The sequence below is a fragment of the Dictyobacter halimunensis genome (assembly GCF_036245075.1).
The window spans coordinates 396,503-416,040 of sequence record NZ_BSRI01000002.1 but is presented as its reverse complement, the minus strand read 5'-3'; the positions used below and the strand labels follow the sequence as shown (position 1 = coordinate 416,040).

Annotated in this window: 13 protein-coding genes and 1 tRNA gene; 1 reads left to right on the top strand and 13 read right to left on the bottom strand. The window is 54.1% G+C overall.

Features of this window, described 5'->3' with window-relative positions:
- Positions 1–88 precede the first annotated feature (88 nt).
- From AABA21_RS15770 to pgmB, 9 genes are all read right to left on the bottom strand, one after another.
- Entirely contained in the window at positions 89–1,192 is a 1,104-nt protein-coding gene (locus AABA21_RS15770) for an aminopeptidase (protein WP_338251713.1), read from the bottom strand.
- Positions 1,193–1,492: 300 nt separating this feature from the next.
- A complete protein-coding gene (locus AABA21_RS15765) occupies positions 1,493–2,359 on the bottom strand; it encodes an FAD binding domain-containing protein (protein WP_338251710.1) in 867 nt (288 codons plus the stop codon).
- A gap of 13 nt (positions 2,360–2,372) precedes the next feature.
- Positions 2,373–4,709: a xanthine dehydrogenase family protein molybdopterin-binding subunit gene (locus AABA21_RS15760; protein ID WP_338251708.1), complete on the bottom strand. Its 2,337-nt coding sequence runs from the start codon at positions 4,707–4,709 to the stop codon at positions 2,373–2,375.
- 90 nt (positions 4,710–4,799) lie between these two features.
- The gene (locus tag AABA21_RS15755; RefSeq protein WP_338251706.1) at positions 4,800–5,306 is read right to left on the bottom strand and encodes a (2Fe-2S)-binding protein; all 507 of its coding nucleotides are present in this window, start codon (positions 5,304–5,306) and stop codon (positions 4,800–4,802) included.
- 526 nt (positions 5,307–5,832) lie between these two features.
- Positions 5,833–6,498 carry a hypothetical protein gene (locus tag AABA21_RS15750; protein ID WP_338251704.1) on the bottom strand — a complete coding sequence of 222 codons (666 nt, stop codon included), beginning with the start codon at positions 6,496–6,498 and terminating at the stop codon, positions 5,833–5,835.
- Positions 6,499–6,721: 223 nt separating this feature from the next.
- Positions 6,722–7,105, bottom strand: a complete 384-nt coding sequence (locus AABA21_RS15745) for a cupredoxin domain-containing protein (RefSeq protein ID WP_338251702.1) — start codon at positions 7,103–7,105, stop codon at positions 6,722–6,724.
- Between the two features lie 361 nt (positions 7,106–7,466).
- Positions 7,467–7,543: transfer RNA gene (locus tag AABA21_RS15740), tRNA-Glu, on the bottom strand.
- 154 nt (positions 7,544–7,697) lie between these two features.
- On the bottom strand, positions 7,698–9,917 hold the full coding sequence (locus tag AABA21_RS15735) for a glycoside hydrolase family 65 protein (protein WP_338251701.1): 2,220 nt from the start codon (positions 9,915–9,917) through the stop codon (positions 7,698–7,700).
- Between the two features lie 55 nt (positions 9,918–9,972).
- Complete coding sequence (gene pgmB, locus AABA21_RS15730) at positions 9,973–10,623, bottom strand: beta-phosphoglucomutase (protein ID WP_338251698.1); 651 nt, start codon at positions 10,621–10,623, stop codon at positions 9,973–9,975.
- A 517-nt stretch (positions 10,624–11,140) separates the two neighbouring features.
- Here pgmB and AABA21_RS15725 point away from each other — a divergent pair.
- On the top strand, positions 11,141–11,860 hold the full coding sequence (locus AABA21_RS15725; RefSeq protein WP_338251696.1) for a hypothetical protein: 720 nt from the start codon (positions 11,141–11,143) through the stop codon (positions 11,858–11,860).
- A gap of 109 nt (positions 11,861–11,969) precedes the next feature.
- Here AABA21_RS15725 and AABA21_RS15720 read toward each other — a convergent pair whose 3' ends face one another.
- From AABA21_RS15720 to AABA21_RS15705, 4 genes are all read right to left on the bottom strand, one after another.
- On the bottom strand, positions 11,970–13,280 hold the full coding sequence (locus tag AABA21_RS15720; protein ID WP_338251694.1) for a hypothetical protein: 1,311 nt from the start codon (positions 13,278–13,280) through the stop codon (positions 11,970–11,972).
- A gap of 67 nt (positions 13,281–13,347) precedes the next feature.
- Positions 13,348–16,698, bottom strand: a complete 3,351-nt coding sequence (locus AABA21_RS15715; protein ID WP_338251692.1) for a glycosyltransferase family 39 protein — start codon at positions 16,696–16,698, stop codon at positions 13,348–13,350.
- Positions 16,699–16,735: 37 nt separating this feature from the next.
- A complete protein-coding gene (locus tag AABA21_RS15710; protein ID WP_338251690.1) occupies positions 16,736–18,157 on the bottom strand; it encodes a tetratricopeptide repeat protein in 1,422 nt (473 codons plus the stop codon).
- 24 nt (positions 18,158–18,181) lie between these two features.
- Entirely contained in the window at positions 18,182–19,477 is a 1,296-nt protein-coding gene (locus tag AABA21_RS15705; RefSeq protein ID WP_338251688.1) for an efflux RND transporter periplasmic adaptor subunit, read from the bottom strand.
- Positions 19,478–19,538: the final 61 nt, after the last annotated feature.

Here is a 19,538-nt window from a genome sequence, read left to right as displayed (position 1 = left end):
TGCCTGCTCCAACGTAAGCCTGCCTTTCAAAACGTGGTAAGTTAGCATTTCCAATGAATAATGATAGTATATCTGTTTTTGGCGAGAATTAAATCAAGATCTGACCATCTTTAAGGAAGAGGGTGTTATCGATCCATACCTCACCGGAGGTACGCAGGTCGCAGACCATGTCCCAGTGCAGGGCGGACTTGTTGAGGCCGCCAGTCTCGGGATAGCTGGCGCCCAGTGCCATGTGGATGGTGCCTCCCATCTTCTCATCAAATAAGATTTGTTTGGTGGCCTGGGTGACGCCCTTATTGGTGCCGAAGGCGAACTCTCCCAGGTAGCGGGACCCTTCATCCATATTGAGCATCTGTTGCAGATAGTCATTGCCCTGACGCGCGCTGGCCTCGACGACCTTGCCTTCCTGGAATACCAGGCGTACCCCCTCAACGGACCTCCCGCCATAGGTGGCCGGGACATCAAATTGTATCACACCGTTGGCGCTGTTCTCAATTGGACCGGTGAAGAACTCGCCACTGGGGAAGTTGCGCTTGCCATCGCTATTGATGAAGATACGATCGGCGATCGATAGTTTGAGATCTGTGCCCTCGCCCAGTACATGGACCTGTTTTTTGCCCACCAGCCAATCGACATAGCGCTGCTGCCGGCTGGCCAGTTCCTTCCAGCGAGCAATGGGATCGGGATCATTCAGGAAGCAGACATCAAAGACAAACTCTTCAAATTCTTTCAAGGACATGTTGGCTTCCTGGGCATAGCCGGTGGTGGGATAGAGGGTGCCACACCAGCGAAACTCACCGGCCTGTTCGCGTTGACGGAATGTCGATGCGATCGAGCGAGAGGCCTGCTGACGTTTGGCGCTGCGCGCCGGCGAAACGGTGCTCAAAGCTTTAGGATTGCTGCTGGATGAGATATTCAAGCGGGCGGTTGCCTTCTCTGCCATCGTCAGGGTAACCGGTGAAAGCGTTGTGAGCTGGCTATCGCTTCCTTCACGCAACAGGATCTGCGTCAATTCTTCCAGTTCGATCAGGGGAACCGGCTGGGCTCCCACACGCAGCGCCTCGCGGTAGACAGCCTCGATTAGCGGTGCCGCCAGTGGCGTTGCCTGAATGGAGAGGATGTCCCCCGGCTTGAGATAGAGACAATAGTGGACCAGTGTATGTGCCCAGCGTTCTATGCGGATATCGTTCATGAGCTCATAGTTTCTTTCTAGCAATGAATGAGATCGTAGAGATGTGTCTCCTCATTATACAAACTTTATGAGGGTGTTTGCTTCTCGTCATTATGGGGGCGCATGTGCGGCCCCATACGCGCGTCCGCTGCGCGGACGCACTAGTTTTATAGGTTGGTGCATGGGGCGTGCGCATTTGCGCACGCCCCATGCACCAACCTATAACGGATTTTTGCGCGCCACAGGCGGGAACGCACCCGGCGGCATGCTGATTCCTAGCATGTTGGGAATCAGCATGCCGCCGGGCGGATATACGATGTGTTAAATACGCTCGATGGCTTTGAGAATAGTGCGACGTGCAACGACGGCGACCATTTTGCGGCGGTACTCTTCGGAACCGTGGATGTCCGAAACCACATCCTCACCGTCAGTAGCATGGCTGACAGCTGCGCTGATCGTTGACTCATCCAACTGCTTGCCCACCAACGCGCTTTCAACCGCTTTAGCACGAATGGTGCGTACGGTCGCGCCGGTGATGGCGATGCTGGCAGCCGAGCAGGTTCCATCGCTGCCACGCGTGATAACGGCCGCGCAGCCAGCGATAGCATAGTGAGAGGCCCGGTTAGCCAGCTTCTCATATGCCGAACCGGTCTGTGCGGCCGGGATCGGCAGGCGCAGCTCGATGACGATCTCATCAGGCTCCAACGCGGTCGTAAAGGTATCCACGAAGAAATCGTCGGCCGCGATTGTACGCTGTCCTTGTGGTCCCCGCACCACAATCTCAGCCTTCAGAGCCAGGACGATACCTGGCATATCGGCGGCGGGATCGGAGTGAGCGATGCTGCCACCAATGGTGCCGCGATTGCGCACCTGCTGATCACCGATCATCGCCGTTCCCTCTGGCAGCAAAGGAAAATGCTTGCGCAACAGATCGGATTTTTCAATCTGACTATAGGTTGTCAGGGCGCCCACGGCGATGCTTCCCTCCTCCTCACGAATGTAGGAGAGGCTGCTGATCCTGGCGATATCGATCAGGTGTTCTGGCTGGGACAGGCGCAGCTTCATAGCCGGGATCAGGCTATGACCGCCGGCCAGCACCTTTGCCTCGTCTCCATACTGTTGCAAAAGCGCGATAGCCTCGTCCACCGTGGTGGCGGGATGATAATCGAATGCTGCTGGTACAGACATACATGTTTCCTCTCTATTGCTTATGGATGATCCGCCACAACTTTTCAGGCTTGAGCGGCATATCGACGTGATTGACACTCAGAGCGTCGGCTACGGCGGCCGCGACCGCTGGTGTCGAACCGATCGTGCCAGCTTCTCCAACGCCCTTGACACCCAATGGGTTGACAGTCGTTGGCGTGACGGTATGATCTAGCTCAAAGAACGGCAACTCTGGCGCGATCGGCATGGCGTAGTCCATGAAGGTCGACGTCAGCAGTTGTCCGTCTTCATTATAAACCACTTCTTCGTACATCGCTTGCCCCACGCCCTGCGCGATGCCACCATGCACCTGTCCGGCAACGATGAGAGGATTGAGCTGTTTGCCACAGTCATCGACCGCCACATAGCGCGTGATCTCGGGTTCTCCCGTATCCTGATCGATCTCAACGACGCAGATGTGGGTACCAAATGGGAAGGTACAGGCTTCAGGCTCAAAAAAGACGGTGGTCTCCAGTCCCGGTTCTATTCCGGGAGCCAGTGTATTGGATGTATTGGCGGTGGCCGCTACATCTTCAAATGAGACGGATTTTTGCGGTGAGCCAGCGACGGTAAACTTGCCATCTTCCACCTCAATATCGGAGGCGCTGGCCTCCAGCATGGCGGCGGCGATGGTCTTCATCTTCTCTTTCAGGCGCCCCGATGCCTGGTAGACGGCCGTTCCTCCGACGGCGGTGGTGCGGCTACCATAGGTGCCACGCCCCTCGGGGGTGGAATCTGTATCGCCGTGCAGGATCAAGACCTTTTCCTGGGGAATGCCGAATTCACTGGCCACGATCTGCGCGAAGGTTGTTTCTTCGCCCTGTCCATGGGGCGACGATCCCGTATAGACCATCACCGTGCCGGTCTGCTCGATGCGCACGCGGGCGCTTTCGTACAGCCCGAAGGGAGTGGTCCCTTTGGGTCCAATGCCGCAGATCTCAACGTATGACGAGATGCCGATACCCATCAGTTTTCCCTGAGCGCGCGCACGTTTCTGGTCATCGCGTAGCACATCATAGTGGATAATATCCATGGCCTTTTCAAGGGCCGCGGCATAGTTGCCGCTATCATAGAGGGCGCCGGTGGCCATCGTATGCGGGAACTGCTCTGGCTGCACGAAGTTGAGCAGGCGAATCTCGGCCGGATCACGTTTGAGCTCATTGGCTACCAGGTCCATGGCCCGTTCAACCATATAGGTGGCTTCGGGACGGCCCGCGCCACGATAGGCATCGGTTGGCGCCTTATTGGTAAAGACGGTGTCGCAGCTACTGTAGATATTGGGAATATCATAACAGCCGCTGAGCATGGGGAGCGTAAAGGCGATGGCAATTACGTCGGTGAAGAACTGCAGATAGGCGCCCAGGTCCGAGATGACATGGAATTTAAGCCCGACGACCTTTCCATCTCTGGTCGCGGCCGCCTCGATATAATTGACCTGGTCACGGCCATGGATGGTGGCTGCCAGATTCTCATCCCGATCCTCGATCCATTTCACCGGACGGCCCGTTTTCATGGCAGCGAAGGCGGCCAGTGCCTCTTCCGGATAAATGTTCAGTTTGCAGCCGAAGCCACCACCCACCTCTGGCACGATCACGCGTACCTGGTGCTGGGCCAGTCCGAGCTGTTCCGCCAGGTAGTTGCGCAGCAGATGGGGGATCTGGGATGAGCTCCACAGGTTGAGCGATTTATCGGACTTCCTGAACTCCGCTACCACTCCTCTTGTCTCCATGGGGGATGGAGCCAGGCGCTGATTGACAAAGCGCTCTTTGACGATGACGCCACCATTGGCCACCGTCTCAGCAAATGCCTTGTCGATAGCTTCAGATGAAGGATGAATCGAGACAGCGACGTTGCTATTAAATTCTTCATAGAGCAGCGGGGCGTCCGGCTGCATAGCTTTTTCGATATCGATGGCCGCTGGTAGCGGCTCATAGTCAACGTCGATGAGATCTAGGGCGTCGCGGGCCACATAACGGTTTTCCGCGATGACGATGGCCACTGGATCTCCATAGAAGCGAACTTTATTTTCGGCCAGCGGCAGGCGTCGTCCCATCCCATTAGTGATATGGGGAGGAAGAGGCGCGGCCACAGGGATATTGCCGACGGTACCTTTTAGATCTTGCGCGGTATAGACGGCGACCACGCCAGGAAGTTGGCGGGCGGCGTCCGTGTTGATGCTGTTGATGCTGGCGTGTCCGTAGGTGCTACGAAGCACTGCCATGTGGAGCATACCAAGAAGCTTGATGTCATCGACATAGGTTGCTTGACCGGTAATCAAGCGTGGATCCTCGCGCCGTTTGATCGGCGTCCCAAGCATAGCTGCAATGCCCATGAGTATACATATCCTTTCTCATACATTGAGAAATGAACCTACTCCATACACAACACTGGTTAGAGAGCATCCTTGCGCAACAAAAAGGCGCTAGTCTCCTGTGGGAACCGGGGTCTCCGCGCTAGTGCTCATGCGCTCGGCCGCGTCCTGGACGGCACGGACAATATTCTGATAGCCTGTACAGCGGCAGATATTGCCTTCGAGGCCGCGACGAATTTCCGCCTCGGTTGGGTGAGGATTGTTTTTGAGCAGTTGATAAGAGGCCATGATCATGCCAGGAGTGCAGAAACCACACTGGAGGCCATGTTTCTCCCAGAAGCCTTCCTGAATGGGGTGCAGGCTGCCCTCAGGCGCCAGCCCCTCGATCGTTGTCACCTCGGTACCATCGGCCTGAACTGCCAGCACGGTACAGGACTTAACAGCCTCCCCATTGACCAGCACAACGCAGGCCCCACACTGTGAAGTATTGCAGCCGATGTGGGTGCCAGTGAGATCTAAGGTTTCACGTAGATAGTGGACCAGCAATGTACGCGGCTCGACCTCGCTCTGATGTTTTTGCCCATTGACGGTGACGGTGATTGAACGCTTCGTAGTCATTGATACTACCTTCTTTACCTCTGCTAGCCGTGCCCCTTTCGACAGCCTGGAAAGGTCCGAGCACGACGCATCTTTGCAACTGACGATACAAAATAGTTTGCTGTTCTTTACTTGTGCCTGTGAGGAATGAATGATTTTTGTCATTCTTACTTAACTTCAGTGTACGCTACTTTGAGAAATCGGCCTGACTCCTTTCATTCCATACAAAGGAAGGAAACGGAAAGATGGAACAAAGCGATCAACAGCGATACCACATGTAGAATCAGATAACGACCAAATATCGAAATTCATCAATGTTTGTTCGTCGGCTGAAGGGTAACGTGGATACCTTTCCATCCGCCGCCTCAAGACCCTCCCTTAGGACATCCAGAAAAGGAATTCTACAACGAGAAGAGCGTAGCACACGTGAGGTTAGCTTGTCAACGTGAAAAGGCGAGAACGCGTTCATGGCGTTCTCGCCTTTTTGCTCAAATACGATAGTATTGTTGGGGTCCACTACTGCTAACTGGATTACATTGATTGCCAGTCAGTGATGTTTCTTGCCACCGCCACCGGTATTACCACCGCCACCGGTATTAACGCCGGTAGTAGTGGTATCAACTCCACCAGTGCTCGCCGTGGGAGTGGTTGTACTGGGCTTGCCGACACTCCTCATTACAAACGACTGGGGTCGGGTACTATCTACGTCACAGGTTACATTTCCGGCCGTGAAGTGGGCTGTAATCAATGAGAGCCGGTTGATAGCGGCGGGATGATTCCCCATGGGAAGCCTGATGGTTGCCAGACCGTCGCTGGTGGTTACCGCGTTGACCGGCTCGGTCGTCATATCGCCCCAGGCGATATTAAAGGTAACAGTAGCGTCACCGATGCCGACAGGGTTGCCATTCGCATCCATCTTAACAAATTTAGCATAAATAGGGATTACGCCACCGGGGCTGTAGGTGGGAGAAGCATTGACCATCCACACACCGCAAGCTTGCGGCGGGACGGTTGGCGTGGGGGTTAGTGATGTTCCATTGAGATTAATAGTCGGCGTCGGTTGCGCCTGGGCAGCCGCATTGGTACTATCCGCGTTCGCTCCGCAGGCGGCAACTACAACACTGAGTATACAAAGCAGCAGCACCGCTCCACATTTAAGAATGAGCGAGTCTGATTTTCCTTTTATTTCCGGATTGGTTGTTTTCTGTTGCATAAATCGACTATAACCCTCGAATATTTTCAGTACTGCTGCGTAGTATAGCACACCTCCCGTATGCGGCCCTGAATTTATGCTATACCTGCCATGAAAGTACTATATCTTTCCGTACTTGAGGCCTATGCGGGTCCATGAAAGGTAGATGATAGGAAAAAAGGAGGAAAAAGAGAAGAAGCACCGCTGATAATCGGCAGTGCTTCTCAAGATAGAAGATAGCGTGTTATTTCACAATTACAGTGAGCTTCATGCCGCCGTGAATTGTACAATACAGTTTGAATGTACCCGCGGTATTGAAAGGCCCGACCGTCTGTTTATCGCCACCGGTGAAGTTCGCACTGACAGTGGGGGCACCTGACTCTGTGGTGGGATCTGGGGTGGAACCATTCCAGGTACCGTTTTTAATAACGTGGGGAGCGGCAACGTTATCAATCAGGTCCAGTTTCTGTCCTTTAGGGACAGTCACCTCAGTTTCAATAAATGTTGAAGCACCCATATGGGCGGCCACGTTCTTTGGGATAGAGTTGGCATCGATAACTCTACAGGCAGAGAATAGAACGCTGATAAGAGAAAGGGCTAAAAGTCCAATCAGGATCTTTTTATTCATAGGGTTCCTCGAAGTCCTCCTTGAGAAAGCTGTTCGTCTCCATCGATTGATAATGACAAGGGTATCCTGTCTGGGGACACTCCTACTATAGCAAAATGTCGTCAATATAGCAAAGATGCGGGGCCGAAAATGTGCGGCCGCGCTGGTTTTTTCTGTGCTGGTGCCAGAACAGAAACGACTTTTTATCTGCCTAACCTCTTAATAATCAATAGCAAAAAAATGCCAGATTGACAAGAAGCCATCCTTTTTCCCATTTCGGTGGACGATCCGCACGGACTGTATCGCTGCTATTTATCACCTATGCGAAAAAGTAGAAGCGTCAAAAGAGGCCCAGGTGAAGTTCCACCTGGGCCTCTTTTCCTGGTAGCGCATACGGGATTCGAACCCGTGATCTCCGCCTTGAGAGGGCGATGTCCTAAACCGCTAGACGAATGCGCCTCATAGGGATTGTGTATCGATCACGCGTTATATAATAACCCGGCTCTGGCTTTTTGTCAAGCTTTTTTTCTCGGTCTCGAAGCGGGAGGTGCAGGAGGGCTCGCCGCCCTCCTGCACCCCTTGATTTAACTCCAATGGAGGGCGAGGTCGGCAATTACGAGCGCTTCAAGTCGATGTTGACCGGCTCTCCTTTATGTTTAAACTGGAAGCTGAGGCGCTGCCAGTTTTCGGGCCAGTGAGGCTGGGTCGTATAGCCATCGTCGGTAATGCGCAGGCCCGCAAAACCAAAGATGGCGGCCTGCCAGACGGCTCCAGCGCAGGCAGCATGGATCCCTTCTGGTGTGTTGCCGCGCAGGTTTTCCAGGTCGACCAGGGCCCCTTTCATAAACATGCGGTATGCTTCCTCGGTATGGCCTAGTTCGCAGCCGAGAATGGCATGCAGGGCGGGCGTCAATGAGGAACCATAGTCATGGTCGGTAATCGGGAAGTAGTAGTCCCAGTTGACTTTTTTAGTATCGTAGTCGAACTCGTCGCGCAGCATCGTGAGCAACATCAAGACATCGGCCTGCTTGATGAGCTGATATTTCTGCACCTCATGCACGCCCAGGATACCCTGATAGGAATCTTTACGCCCGCGATACTTCTCCTGATCGAATTTCGCCAGCTTGAAGAAACCATCGAACTGCTCAATCAGGCCCGTAACCGGATCCTGTGGGAAGCGCAGGTGTTCCATGACATCGCGCATGTGTGCCAGGCGCTCATCTGTCAGATCCAGTTGTTCAGCCAGAGCTTTGGCCTTAGAAGGGGCGGTCTGCTGCAACCACTTAAACACCTCAAGGGCGATATGGATATTGTGCCTGGCCATGAAATTGGTATGGGCATTGTCGTTGACGTGCTCATGCCATTCGTCGGGTCCAATCACGTCTGTGATGATATACTCATCCTTGTCCCCGTTTTTCTCTGCCCGGCTATCCCAGAACAGGGCGGTACTCAACAAGAGTTCAACTCCGTAGTCGCGCATAAACTCGTCGTCAGCGGAGACGCGCCAGTATTCCCAGGTCGCGTGAGCGATGCTGGATGTGATATGCAGCTCGATAAAGCCATTGAGGACAGGGATGACCTCACCGGTTTCCGGGTGGACGATCGAGGGAGGGGTGGTCTCTTCTCCGTTAAGCGTACTTTCCCAGGGGAACTGAGCACCGGCGTAGCCATTGCTGGCGGCCTTTTTGCGCGCGGCAGGAAGAAGATGATAGCGATAGAGTAAGAGATTGCGCGCAATGTGCGGTAGTTCGTAGGTGAAGAACGGCAGCATAAAGATCTCGGTATCATGGAAGATGTGTCCGCGATAGCCAAAGCCGGTCATGCCTTTGGCGGCAATGCTATAGCGGCTATCGTTATCGGCGGTATTGATGCGCAACTGATAGATGTTGTAGCGCAACCCTACCTGTGCTTTTTCGTCGCCCTCGATGACCACGTCCGTCTGCTCCCAGAAGCGAGCCCAGGCCTCATCTTGTTTTTGTATTTGGTAGTCAAAGACAAAAACGTTGTGGGCGTCGCTGTGCGTCTCTTCCGCGACCGTATTGAGCATTTGTTGATGGTGGATAATCGCGGCCTTGCGAGGATCCTCATTATCGCGCGATGTATACATCACCACGACTTTTTCGGCGACCACACTTTCCTGGGGGTTCAGCGCACCAGTAAGGCGAATACTCGGCTCGACATCGCCATCCACAAATTCCTTCTGGAAGGCGGTTGTATCCGCATTGAAGCTCATGCTCTGAACCAGCGTTACATGTGTGCTGCGTGTCTCACTTTGCAGCCAGAGCAGGTCCGCGCTATGACCCTGATCTGTGGTTTCCCAGTGCATCACATCATAATTGCCACGGGCCGCGTTAAAATTGGCGCGCAACGAAATGGCCACAGGCAGATCCTTGGGCGAGTCATCGATCGTGACGCTATAGCGAATCATACCCAGGTGCTCATCCGCCAGGCTGGCAAAGCGCTCACTGTGGATACGTACCCGTACACCCAGGGGACTTTCCCAATGAACGGTACGCGTCAGCAGTCCGTTTTGCAGATTCAGTGAGCGCGTATAGGCCAGCAGCTTCCCCCTATCCAGGCGGAAGCGCTCACCATTGACAAACAATTGCAGCCCAACCCAATCGGGGGCGTTGGCCAGTTCTTCCTTGGAAACCGGGACACTATCGAAGACGCCAAAAAGGAGGGTTGCCGCCGTTTCGTGCGGATAGCCCTCTTCAAAGGTGCCACGTGTACAAAAGTAGCCATTTCCAATGGTAAACACTGTCTCCTGGCTGCGTATCTGCTTGAGATTGGGACTAAACGATTCCTCGTTTACTTGCCAGAGATTTCCCACGTCGCATCCTCCATGCTTAGCTCTGCTTTTGTGGGCAGAAGCACCTTCATAATGCTCATGCATCTGCCAATATATCTTTTAAACGTATGTTTTCCATTGTTGGTACCACCTTGTCAGCACGCTTGAAGCGTTCTTTGGGACCAACTCCTAACGCATACATGCCAGCGGTTTTAATCGCCTCGATACCCGCGTCTGCGTCTTCAACCCCGATACAGTCAATCACGGATGTCTGTACCAGGCCCGCGGCAAACACGAAAATATCGGGTGCAGGTTTGCCATTGACTACGCTATTGCCATCAGCAATGCCATCGAAGAGATCGATTATCTGCAGTCGCTCCAAAACGATGCGACAGTTTTTGCTAGCCGAGGCCACTGCGCTTTTCAGTCCCGCCTGACGAATCTCCTGCAATAGCTCGCGACCACCGGCAACCACCTCTTTGGGGCTCATCTGCTCAATGAGCTTATTGTAATAATCGTTCTTGCGCTTCATCATCTCCTGAATCTTATCTTCGCTATACTGGCGGCCGCGAATAATGTACATTAGCGAATCACGTCGACCAACACCACGTAGATGCGCGTCATTTTCCTCGCGGGTCAAAGGAATTCCTTCTTCGTCCGCTAACTGTTTCCAGGCACGATAATGATATTCCGATGTGTCGGTCAGCACACCATCTAAATCGAATAGGATCGCTTTCGCCTTGGGCATCTTTCATTCCTCGCATTCTTTGTTATTTGTTATCTTGATATGGCATATTCGTTGCTTTACAGGAGTGAGCTAGCATAGATACCGGATTCATGGTATGACAAGTATTACAACTGAGTTCGCCTGAGATACCGCTGCACCCCGCTTGAGCATACGCCGTAGCCCTCTAGATTGTAAACGTAGAGCACCATAAAATGTTGACACTGACGCTTTTAAAAAAGGTATATATCTCATAGCTCCTGTAAGATAGTATAAGCCGCGTTGATTAAATTACGTGGAAATAGAGGATGTATCTCCTACCTACCTGTTAAGACGGGTATCTTTCAATAACATTAGAGCTTTCCTTCATGACTGCGTTTAATCATATACAAAGGGTTACCTCTCCTTGAGAGAGTGGCATTTTTTTCTCAGGAAGGGATTTTGAACTGAAAGAAATGCTCTGCTCGTATAGTATTTAAGAAGAGGTATCTTTGAGCTTATTTGAATTTATAGCGAATAACATCCGAAAGGTTGCACTCATATGAATACACCTGTACAGCTTGGTCCCCCGCAATTGGTTCTGTTCCTGGTTGCGGTACTTGGTGTTGGTCTGCTGATATCATCGCTTATGGGCCTGTTTGGTGGTCGGCGCGAACTGGAAGAATTTGAGGACGAATACGGCCAGCGCTATCGCCGCTGGCGTAAGCGCCGCCGCGAACTACGCTGGAGACGTGGCGCTAGCGGCATTATCATGCTAATCCTGGCCGTATCGCTGCTCTGGCTCACCTTTGCCGTCCAGAGCTACCTGGGTCTGACCAACGATATCAAAGTAGCTCGTGTGCAGGCCACCAGCTTTGAAAACGCTCCACATAATATGGATCTGCAGTTGACAATGCTGGATAAAGACGGCAATCCAACTTCAACGAAGAGTTACCAGATCAACGGAGACCTATGGCGCCTGGAATGCGTCATGATCAAATTTCCTGCCTGGATGAACATCCTGGGCATTCACTCCAGCTATAAATTGACCCGTCTCGAAGGCTCGTATAATGATGCCAAGCTGGAAAGTTCTTCTCATCACGTTGTAGTTGAACTCAACGGAGGGGCGGGTGATTTCTTTTACCAGACCTATGGTAACTCGCTGACCAAACCGTTTGTGGATGCTACGTATGGCAATGGTGTCTTTGAACCTGCCGATGGCAAAACCTATGATATCTATGTCTCGCAAACTGGCCTCTATGCCAAGCAGGCCAGTAATTGACGAAATATCGATAAAGAAAAATCCACAAACTTTGTGCGCAAGATCGAGGCCCCCTTGCTTACCGGAGCAGGGGGCCTCGATCTTGCGCATTTAAAATCGGTATACGCTGTTAGGGGGTGGCGCGGCGCATGAACAGATCGATAATTCCCAGGGCTGCCGGGATCTGGGCGCAGGTGGCCATCAAGAAGCTTACCAGGGACTGCAGGCGCGGCTTCTCTATCATGTCATAGATATAGTTGCCGAGCCAGGCGCCCAGGAGGACCGTGCCACCGGATGGGATAGCCAGCAGCAGCATCCAGGGGGTGGTATGCCAGATGCAGTAGGTGCAGATGGCGAAGACGACGCCACACATGATGAAAACGCGCTGCTCTTGCAGGCTGGTTCGCCGCAAAAGGGTATAGAGGACGGCCGCCACAAACAGCGGGATCGGTACCCACAGCGAAGGCTCCTTCGGCAGCACATGGAAGATACCCGCGACCGTATGCGTCCCCTGGTAGTGCAGGAAGTAGATGGTATACCAGTCTCGACCCATCAGGAGGATGGACCAGAGGAAGGGGGCCAGGAGAAAGACGCGCTTGCGTGCATCCAGGCGACGCAGTAGCATCAGGGCGGCGCCCGCGAAACCGGTCACAATAGGAATGTACAAAGGATTGGTCTGGCGTGTCAGGCCGAAATGTTCATAAATGCGATACATATGCTGGGCCGAAGGTTCTGTACGCACAATGGGAATATTCTTCAAGGCATTGACCAGGTGAGGTGAATACATCAGGTAGAAGGGACCCAGTACCGCGGGACAGAGAAATTCAAGGATCAAGAGCGCCATCACCAGGTTGGTAAGGCAATTAATGGGTCGATACTGGCGGAACGCCATACGGGCCGCCACGAAGCCCAGGATAATGGTTAACCATGACCAGCCCAGCATGCAGTGCGGAACCGACCACTGCGTCTCATCCAGCCCATAGGTTGAATGCCAGAAGTTATCAAACATGATCGTGATGCATAGTGCGGTCAGACCGCCACCCAGTATTACCAGCGAGCCAGGAACCTCAAATGGCAGGAAGGGCACGCGCACGCATGGTCCATACCAGGTGCGCAACCTGGGTGTAAAGGCGATCGTGGCGACTAACGCGGCCGTGATCGAGGTCATCACAAACACAAAGAAATGTGGTGGCGACCAGAAGGTATCAAAGCGAACCGTCGCATGCCAGACACGATCCCAGAGCTTGCCTGCGCCGGTGGACGCGAAAAAGATGAAGAATGTTACCCATAGGAGCCGGTAGGCCCAGACCTGTCCGGCAGGTTGTGCTTTCCGCCGGACAGGATCATTCTGCGACCGTAGCTTTTGATCTTCACATACTAGATTATCCGTGGACGAAGAATCGGCAGCGGGCAACTCTGCCATGGAAGGAGTTTGCTGCATACGATGACCTACTTTCTCTTGTGCGAGCCTGTCTGGTTATTATTATCGGAATACCTGTGCAATAGACTTAGTTGTCAACGCCACGGAAGTAGACCGCCGAACCGTAACCTTCATACACCATGCGAAAATCGGGTGGTGGGAAGGTGAAGCGGCCATTTTTCGTGACGCCGCCCTGATAGCCTCCGTTGTCCGTGACCAGCCAGATGCGGCTATGGGCGGCCAGCACATTCTGAAAGTCCTGCTGATTGAACAGGGGATGACTTCCAGATGTCGTTTCGATAATCTTGCTATTCTGCTCGATCAGGAAGAGGGCCCGGTCAATGGAAAAGTAGTAATCAACCTGTCCCACATAGTAGAGCACCGAGACCGCCGGCGCGACCGAGACGACCACGTCGCCCTTCTTGAGGTGGCCCTTCATGTACTGGCCAACGTTATCGTAATCAGCGAAGTGATGGCGATAGCTTAGTCCCAGGGAACGGCTAACGAACAGGTTATAGTTGCTCAGCGGGAGCGCCGGGAAGAGCAATATGCTCAGACAGAGTATCCCCGCTATAGTGGACAGCACGATCCGCAGCGGTAGCGAGACGACCGGACGTGGCTGACCATCAAGGTTGCGCTCAACCTGCAGCAGGTGGGGCCGCGCGAAGCGCCAGATCTGCTGTAAGACGCTCCAGAAAGCATACGAGCCCAGAATGTAGTAGATGGGCAAGAGCGGATAGTAATAGCGGTCCGCCTCCATCGTGAAGATCGTAATCAAGACGACGCTTGATAGGATCAGGAAAAGCGCCAGGAAGCGCACCCGCCGATCCCGGCGCACAAAAGCCAGGATACAGCCCAGCACCATCAGTGAGGAGTTGATCAGCAGCCATGGCTGGGTGAGCAGCCAGGGCGCCGCCGTGTCTTTAATGGCGATCGGCTTGAAGAGGAGGGAGACATAATAGGGCAGATTATCCAGGCTGGGCTGGATCTGCGGACGCCGGCTCTGATCTGTGGCGAAGGTTGGAGGATGCGTCCAGTATACGGCGAGCAACTGGATGATAATAATGGCACAGGCGATCAAGGCCGGCACCCACCAGTGCTTTTTGCGCAGGATATAGGGCATCCCGTAGGGAGCCTCGCGTGTGGCCAGTAAAGCGCAGGCCAGGGCCGCCGGCAGGGTAATGAAATTCTCCTCGTGGCTCAGGTATGCGATAACCATGCAGGCGAGGGCCAGGTAGACGGGACGCTTACGTTCGCGCTGCCTGATTGCCTGGTAAAGCGTAAAGACGACCAGGATCAACGTAAACTGGGCCTGCTCATACATGCGGGTCTGACGCGACCAGATCATGGCGTAGGGTGAAAAAGCCAGCATTGCCGTCGCCAGCCACGCGATCCGGCGGTTAAACATACGCTGGGTAAGGATATACAGCATAGGGATACTGACCAGGTATTCAACCATGCTAATCAGACGTGGAACCACCGCCCCCTTCGTTCCCAGGACAAACATCAATCCCGCCAGCAGGTAGGAGTAGAGCTCTCCTTTCGGGTAGGTAAAGCCGGAGGGGAAGGCCGGGAAGCCCTGGAGCATGACGTTGCGTGCCGCGTTGTAGCTGGACAGTTCATCCTGCCAGAACGGCTCATAGCCAGGGTGGTAGCAGGCCATGGGAATGATCAACAGCATGACCGGGATGATGCCCCAGTTCTGGCGCAGCCATGCCAGCAGGCGCAACCTCCACGAAGGGGCAAGCTGATGCTCCAGGGGAACCGAGTTCCCGACCAGTGCCAGGAAATCGTTGTTCAGCGCCGCAGATTCATTGGTCGTAACATAAGGCACCCTTTGTTGCCAGCGCGCGTGTAGCCAGAGTCCCACCGCGCTACAGACAACCAGAAAGATCAGGAAGAAACTCCAGGGGGCTGTATATGGAAACGGCTGTGGCAGCATCGGTTCCTGGTCCAGCACAATCAATAGCGCCTCCACGGCCAGGGCAGGCAGAAAGACCAGGCTGGCAGCCTCAAGGGCGGCCCTGCGTGATGGATAGTAGCGCCGCAGAACCACCAGAGCCATCAGGAGCCAGAACGCCAGCACAGCGACGCAACAATACACAATCAGCTCGACGATCAGCATAGGTGGCAGCGTTACCACGTTGCGCAGGGTTGTGATATCGGGCAGATAGTAGGACAGGCTGGCGCCGGGCCGACCAATAGGATTGGGGGGAGCCCACTGCGCGGCGGCGCTATCATTCCCGGTCCAGTTATCGACAGCCTGTGTTGATGCATGCCATTTTTCATCGGGCGCAGCCAGGTTGGTAACTGTGTTGCCGCTGCTGGCCAGCACATCAAGGGAGAGCGCGTTCTTCTGTGCGTCCAGCCCTACCTTTGCGGTACTGGTGCCGGGAGCCTGGACATGAATCGCCAGCGTATTGCTGCCTTTATGCACATAGGGAGTAATATCATAGACGCCCGTGATCAAGCCGTTGCGGTAGACCACCGGCATCCCCAGATCGTCCAGGATCGTGGTCAGGTTCTCCCGTGGCACGGTGGCCTGGCCATTCCATTGCATGTACTGGTGATTGTTGATAAACACATCCGCCTGCCCGGCGGCGATCAGGCGCAGCAGGACGCTATCGCTGTGTGCTGGTATCTCGATCTGACGCACAAAGTAGCCATCCTGCCCCCCTTCCGCGCTGAGCCAATGAGAAGACATGGGTTGGGTATAGATGATCGGGTTGACCGTGAGCAGTGAATCGGCCGCCACGGGCGACGAGACCCGGTTCGCGGGTTGCCAGAGGCTATCATCAAAGCTCGGTAACGCCCAGCTAAAGCTCTTAGCGGCTCCCCTGAGGTGTGCCAGTGTTGTCTGACCGGTCGCGTGCCAGGAGGCATCGGTCCCGATATAATGTGTCTGCCCACCCCAGCCGATGCCGACCAGGGCGCGCAACTGCGGATTCTTCTGATCAGCATCCACCACGCGTGTGCTAAAAGCATTTGCGCCTTTGCGCAGTGCTACATCCACGTCAAACATATATGTTCTGGGGGTTTCACCATGGTCAAAATCTTGCGTATTGGTACCGATAAAGATGCCATTCACATAGAGCTGAAAGACTTGATTGGCAGTGATCATAACAAAGGCATTATCAGGGGTTGCCGGTAAATTGGTGATGTAGCGATAATAGGCTACCGGCGCATTTGTATCTGGCGCTGCGATCCAGCGAGCACCTCTCCACTGTGGCACATAGGTTCTGGCCTGAGGAATCAAACTGAGCTGGAAGGCGAACCAGCTGGTCCCCGCACAGGTCAGGAGCAGACAGAACCACAGGGTACAACGGGCCAGGCGCCGCCTGGCCCGTTGTACGACCAGCGCCTGTATCTTTCCCTGTGAAGATGGAGCCTGTTTAGAACGCTTATGAAATTCTGGAGTTCCTGAGGAAGTGACGCTCATTACCTTTCTCCGTGTCTCGTAGACATTCCGTCATCCACTAACGCATCCCCGACATATGTTGGCGAGCGGTATTATTACGATAGGCAGGATCGAGATCCTGGGCTTTATACAGGTACTCGCGTGCATTATTGTTATCTCCTAGATCAAACCTGCTTAAAGCGATATAGGTATAGGCGGCCGACTGCATCTCGGCGCTGGGACTGATATTGAGGACCATGCGCATATGCGCTTCACAGCCTGCATAATCGCCTAAGTCATAGAGAATACGCCCCACAGTGAACTGGGCATAAAAATTGCTCTGATTGATCTGCAATAGCTCATTTAGCCAGGGCAAAGCGGGTTCATCATGGGTCAGATGGTCATTGGGCGTGCCCTTCAGGGGGGCGCTTACCTCGGCCATTTGCGCCAGTGAGAGACTGACCTCATCCTGCAGCCAGGGGGTATGCTGGTAGGTATGCCAGGTCGTGAGCATGGTCTGGTAGGACGTATAGAAATCCTTCTGGGTACGATAATAATGTCCCAGGTAGGCCCGGCTTTCAGCATTGGGCTGTTCGGGATGCAGGTAGAACCAGGCTTCACCACGCGCAAGATGATATGCAACCAGTTGATTCAGTTCTGGATTAAGGATGCGCGCGGCATCCAGCCACTTCAGCGCGCCACTGTAATCGCCGATGCTTAACAGATGCCCGGCCTGGGTCTGACTGACCATAGCGGCCGGCGCTCGTCCAAAAATGATCGCGCCCAGCAGTAGCGCTAACGCGAACATGCCGAAGCGGCCGCAGCGCGACGGACGTCGATAAGCGATTGCTGCCTCAACAAAACGCAGGCGCAGAGGCAGGAACGCACGTGCCATCAGCAGTATGCCGGCGCTAAAGAGTGGCATAAACCAGCCGATATCCAGCTGATCGGTCAGGATGGCGAAGCGATCAGGGAACTGGCTGCAGTCCAAAAGGAACGGCAGGATCGGTGTATATTCAGGCGTTGCCGCGTAACCCAGATGCGAGCGTGCCAGTTCCAACTGAACTTGCTGCCGTGTCACCTCCGCGATGGTCGCCATATCCGAGCAGAGAAACTGAAAGAGGAACAGGGCCGGTGGCACCAGGCAGAGCAACATAGCTCGCACATAGCAGTGGTCCGGTATTGAGTCGGGCGCGGTCAGTACCCGAACCGGGTCAGCGCTTTGCTCCGCGCGTACCGCGCGCCATGATTGGTAAGTGATAAAGAAGATGTAGAGGGCGCAGGACGCGCAGAGTACCCCGTAGTTGAACGCATGCAAGCTCAATTGCCAGCCCAGATCGACCGGCATCTGCCATGCCATCAGGCGTGTACCCGAGGGGTTGTTAAACCAGGAGCACAGACTGGCAATCAGCATCACCACGCCCGCCGCTCCTGGCATGATGATCCGGTATGGCCTCCAGCTATGCTGGGGAGACCAGGGTCGTTGGTTCGAGCTAGCCATGTTATATCCCCTCTTTTTCCAACCCTAGTGTTCAACCGTATTGATGGTCACGGTCTGACCTTGATGCAGGCGATTGAGCGGCAGAACCACAATCTGGTCCCCGGCTGACAGGCCGCTATCGACGTAGAAGAGATCGGGTGCGCTACTGGCAACGTGGACCTGCTTCAGGTAGACGCGGCCGTGCTGAACCAGGTAGACGCTGGACTCGTGATCTGGATTGAGCACCGCGATGCGTGGAACAACAAAGGCATTCTGCTGACCCTGCAGGCGAACATAGGCGCTCATGCCAGGAATGAGCATCTGCTGTGTGTTGGTAACCGTGACATCCACCTGGAACGTATCGGTCTGCGCATTGGCCTGCGGAATAATGGCGCTAACCGTGCCATCCAGCGTCACATTGGGCAAGGCTGATGGTGTGATCTGTGCGGGCGCCTTTAGATGAACCTGTTGCAGATTGGCCAGTGGAATCTGGGCATGTACGATCAGGGAAGACTGATCGGCCAGCGTCATCAAGACCGTATTGGCGGCAAAGACCTCGCCGGGATTGATGGTAACCGTAATGACCACGCCATCGACCGGCGAGATCAGGTTGCCGTTATGCAGGGTTGGCCCATTGGTCTGGGCCAGTAATGCGTGATAGTGGTTATTGGCGACCTGATATGCCTGCTGGGCCGCGGCTACCGTAATGGGATTCACCGCGCTGGCCGAGACCGAGTTTAGATAGGCCTGGGCTGCCGCCACGTCATTAGAGGCCTGCTGCACCTGGGCATTGAGCTGTGACGGGTCCAGATGAATGAGCGCCTGGTTGCGTTTGATGTGATCGCCTGGTTTGACCATGATCCCGAGCACTCGTTCAGCCAGAGGAAATTGCAGGTTAAAGTTTTGTTTGGCATCGACGAGGCCACCACCACCAACGTTCTGGGTTACCACCTGCTGTCTGCCTACTTGAAACACGGTCACCGGCTGCGTGGCCAGAAAGGCATACCAGAGTGTATAGAAGGCGAAGATCAGCAGTGCCAGACCCGCAACGATTGCCGTAAGGCTCAGCGCCCGTGAGTGTCTGTAGCGCGTCTTAAAAGACTTTGTTGAATGCTGGATGCTTTCCTTTGAGCTATAAAGCAACGAGGAAAGGGGACGTCCCACCTTGCCACCTTTCTTTTTCGTTGCACCAGCATTCAACCCGTCGGACACAATAACCTTTTGCTCTTTTTCCTGAACTGGAGCCTGTTTTTTGCCATGCTTTGGCAACGTCTCTGTAACTGAGTCATCAGAGGAGGGTTTCGTATATTCTGGTAACACTTGAGATCGTCTTTCATCCATTGTTTAATCTCTCCATAGTTGAAAGTTCCCATTGCATAAAGAATGTGGCTGGAGGACGCTA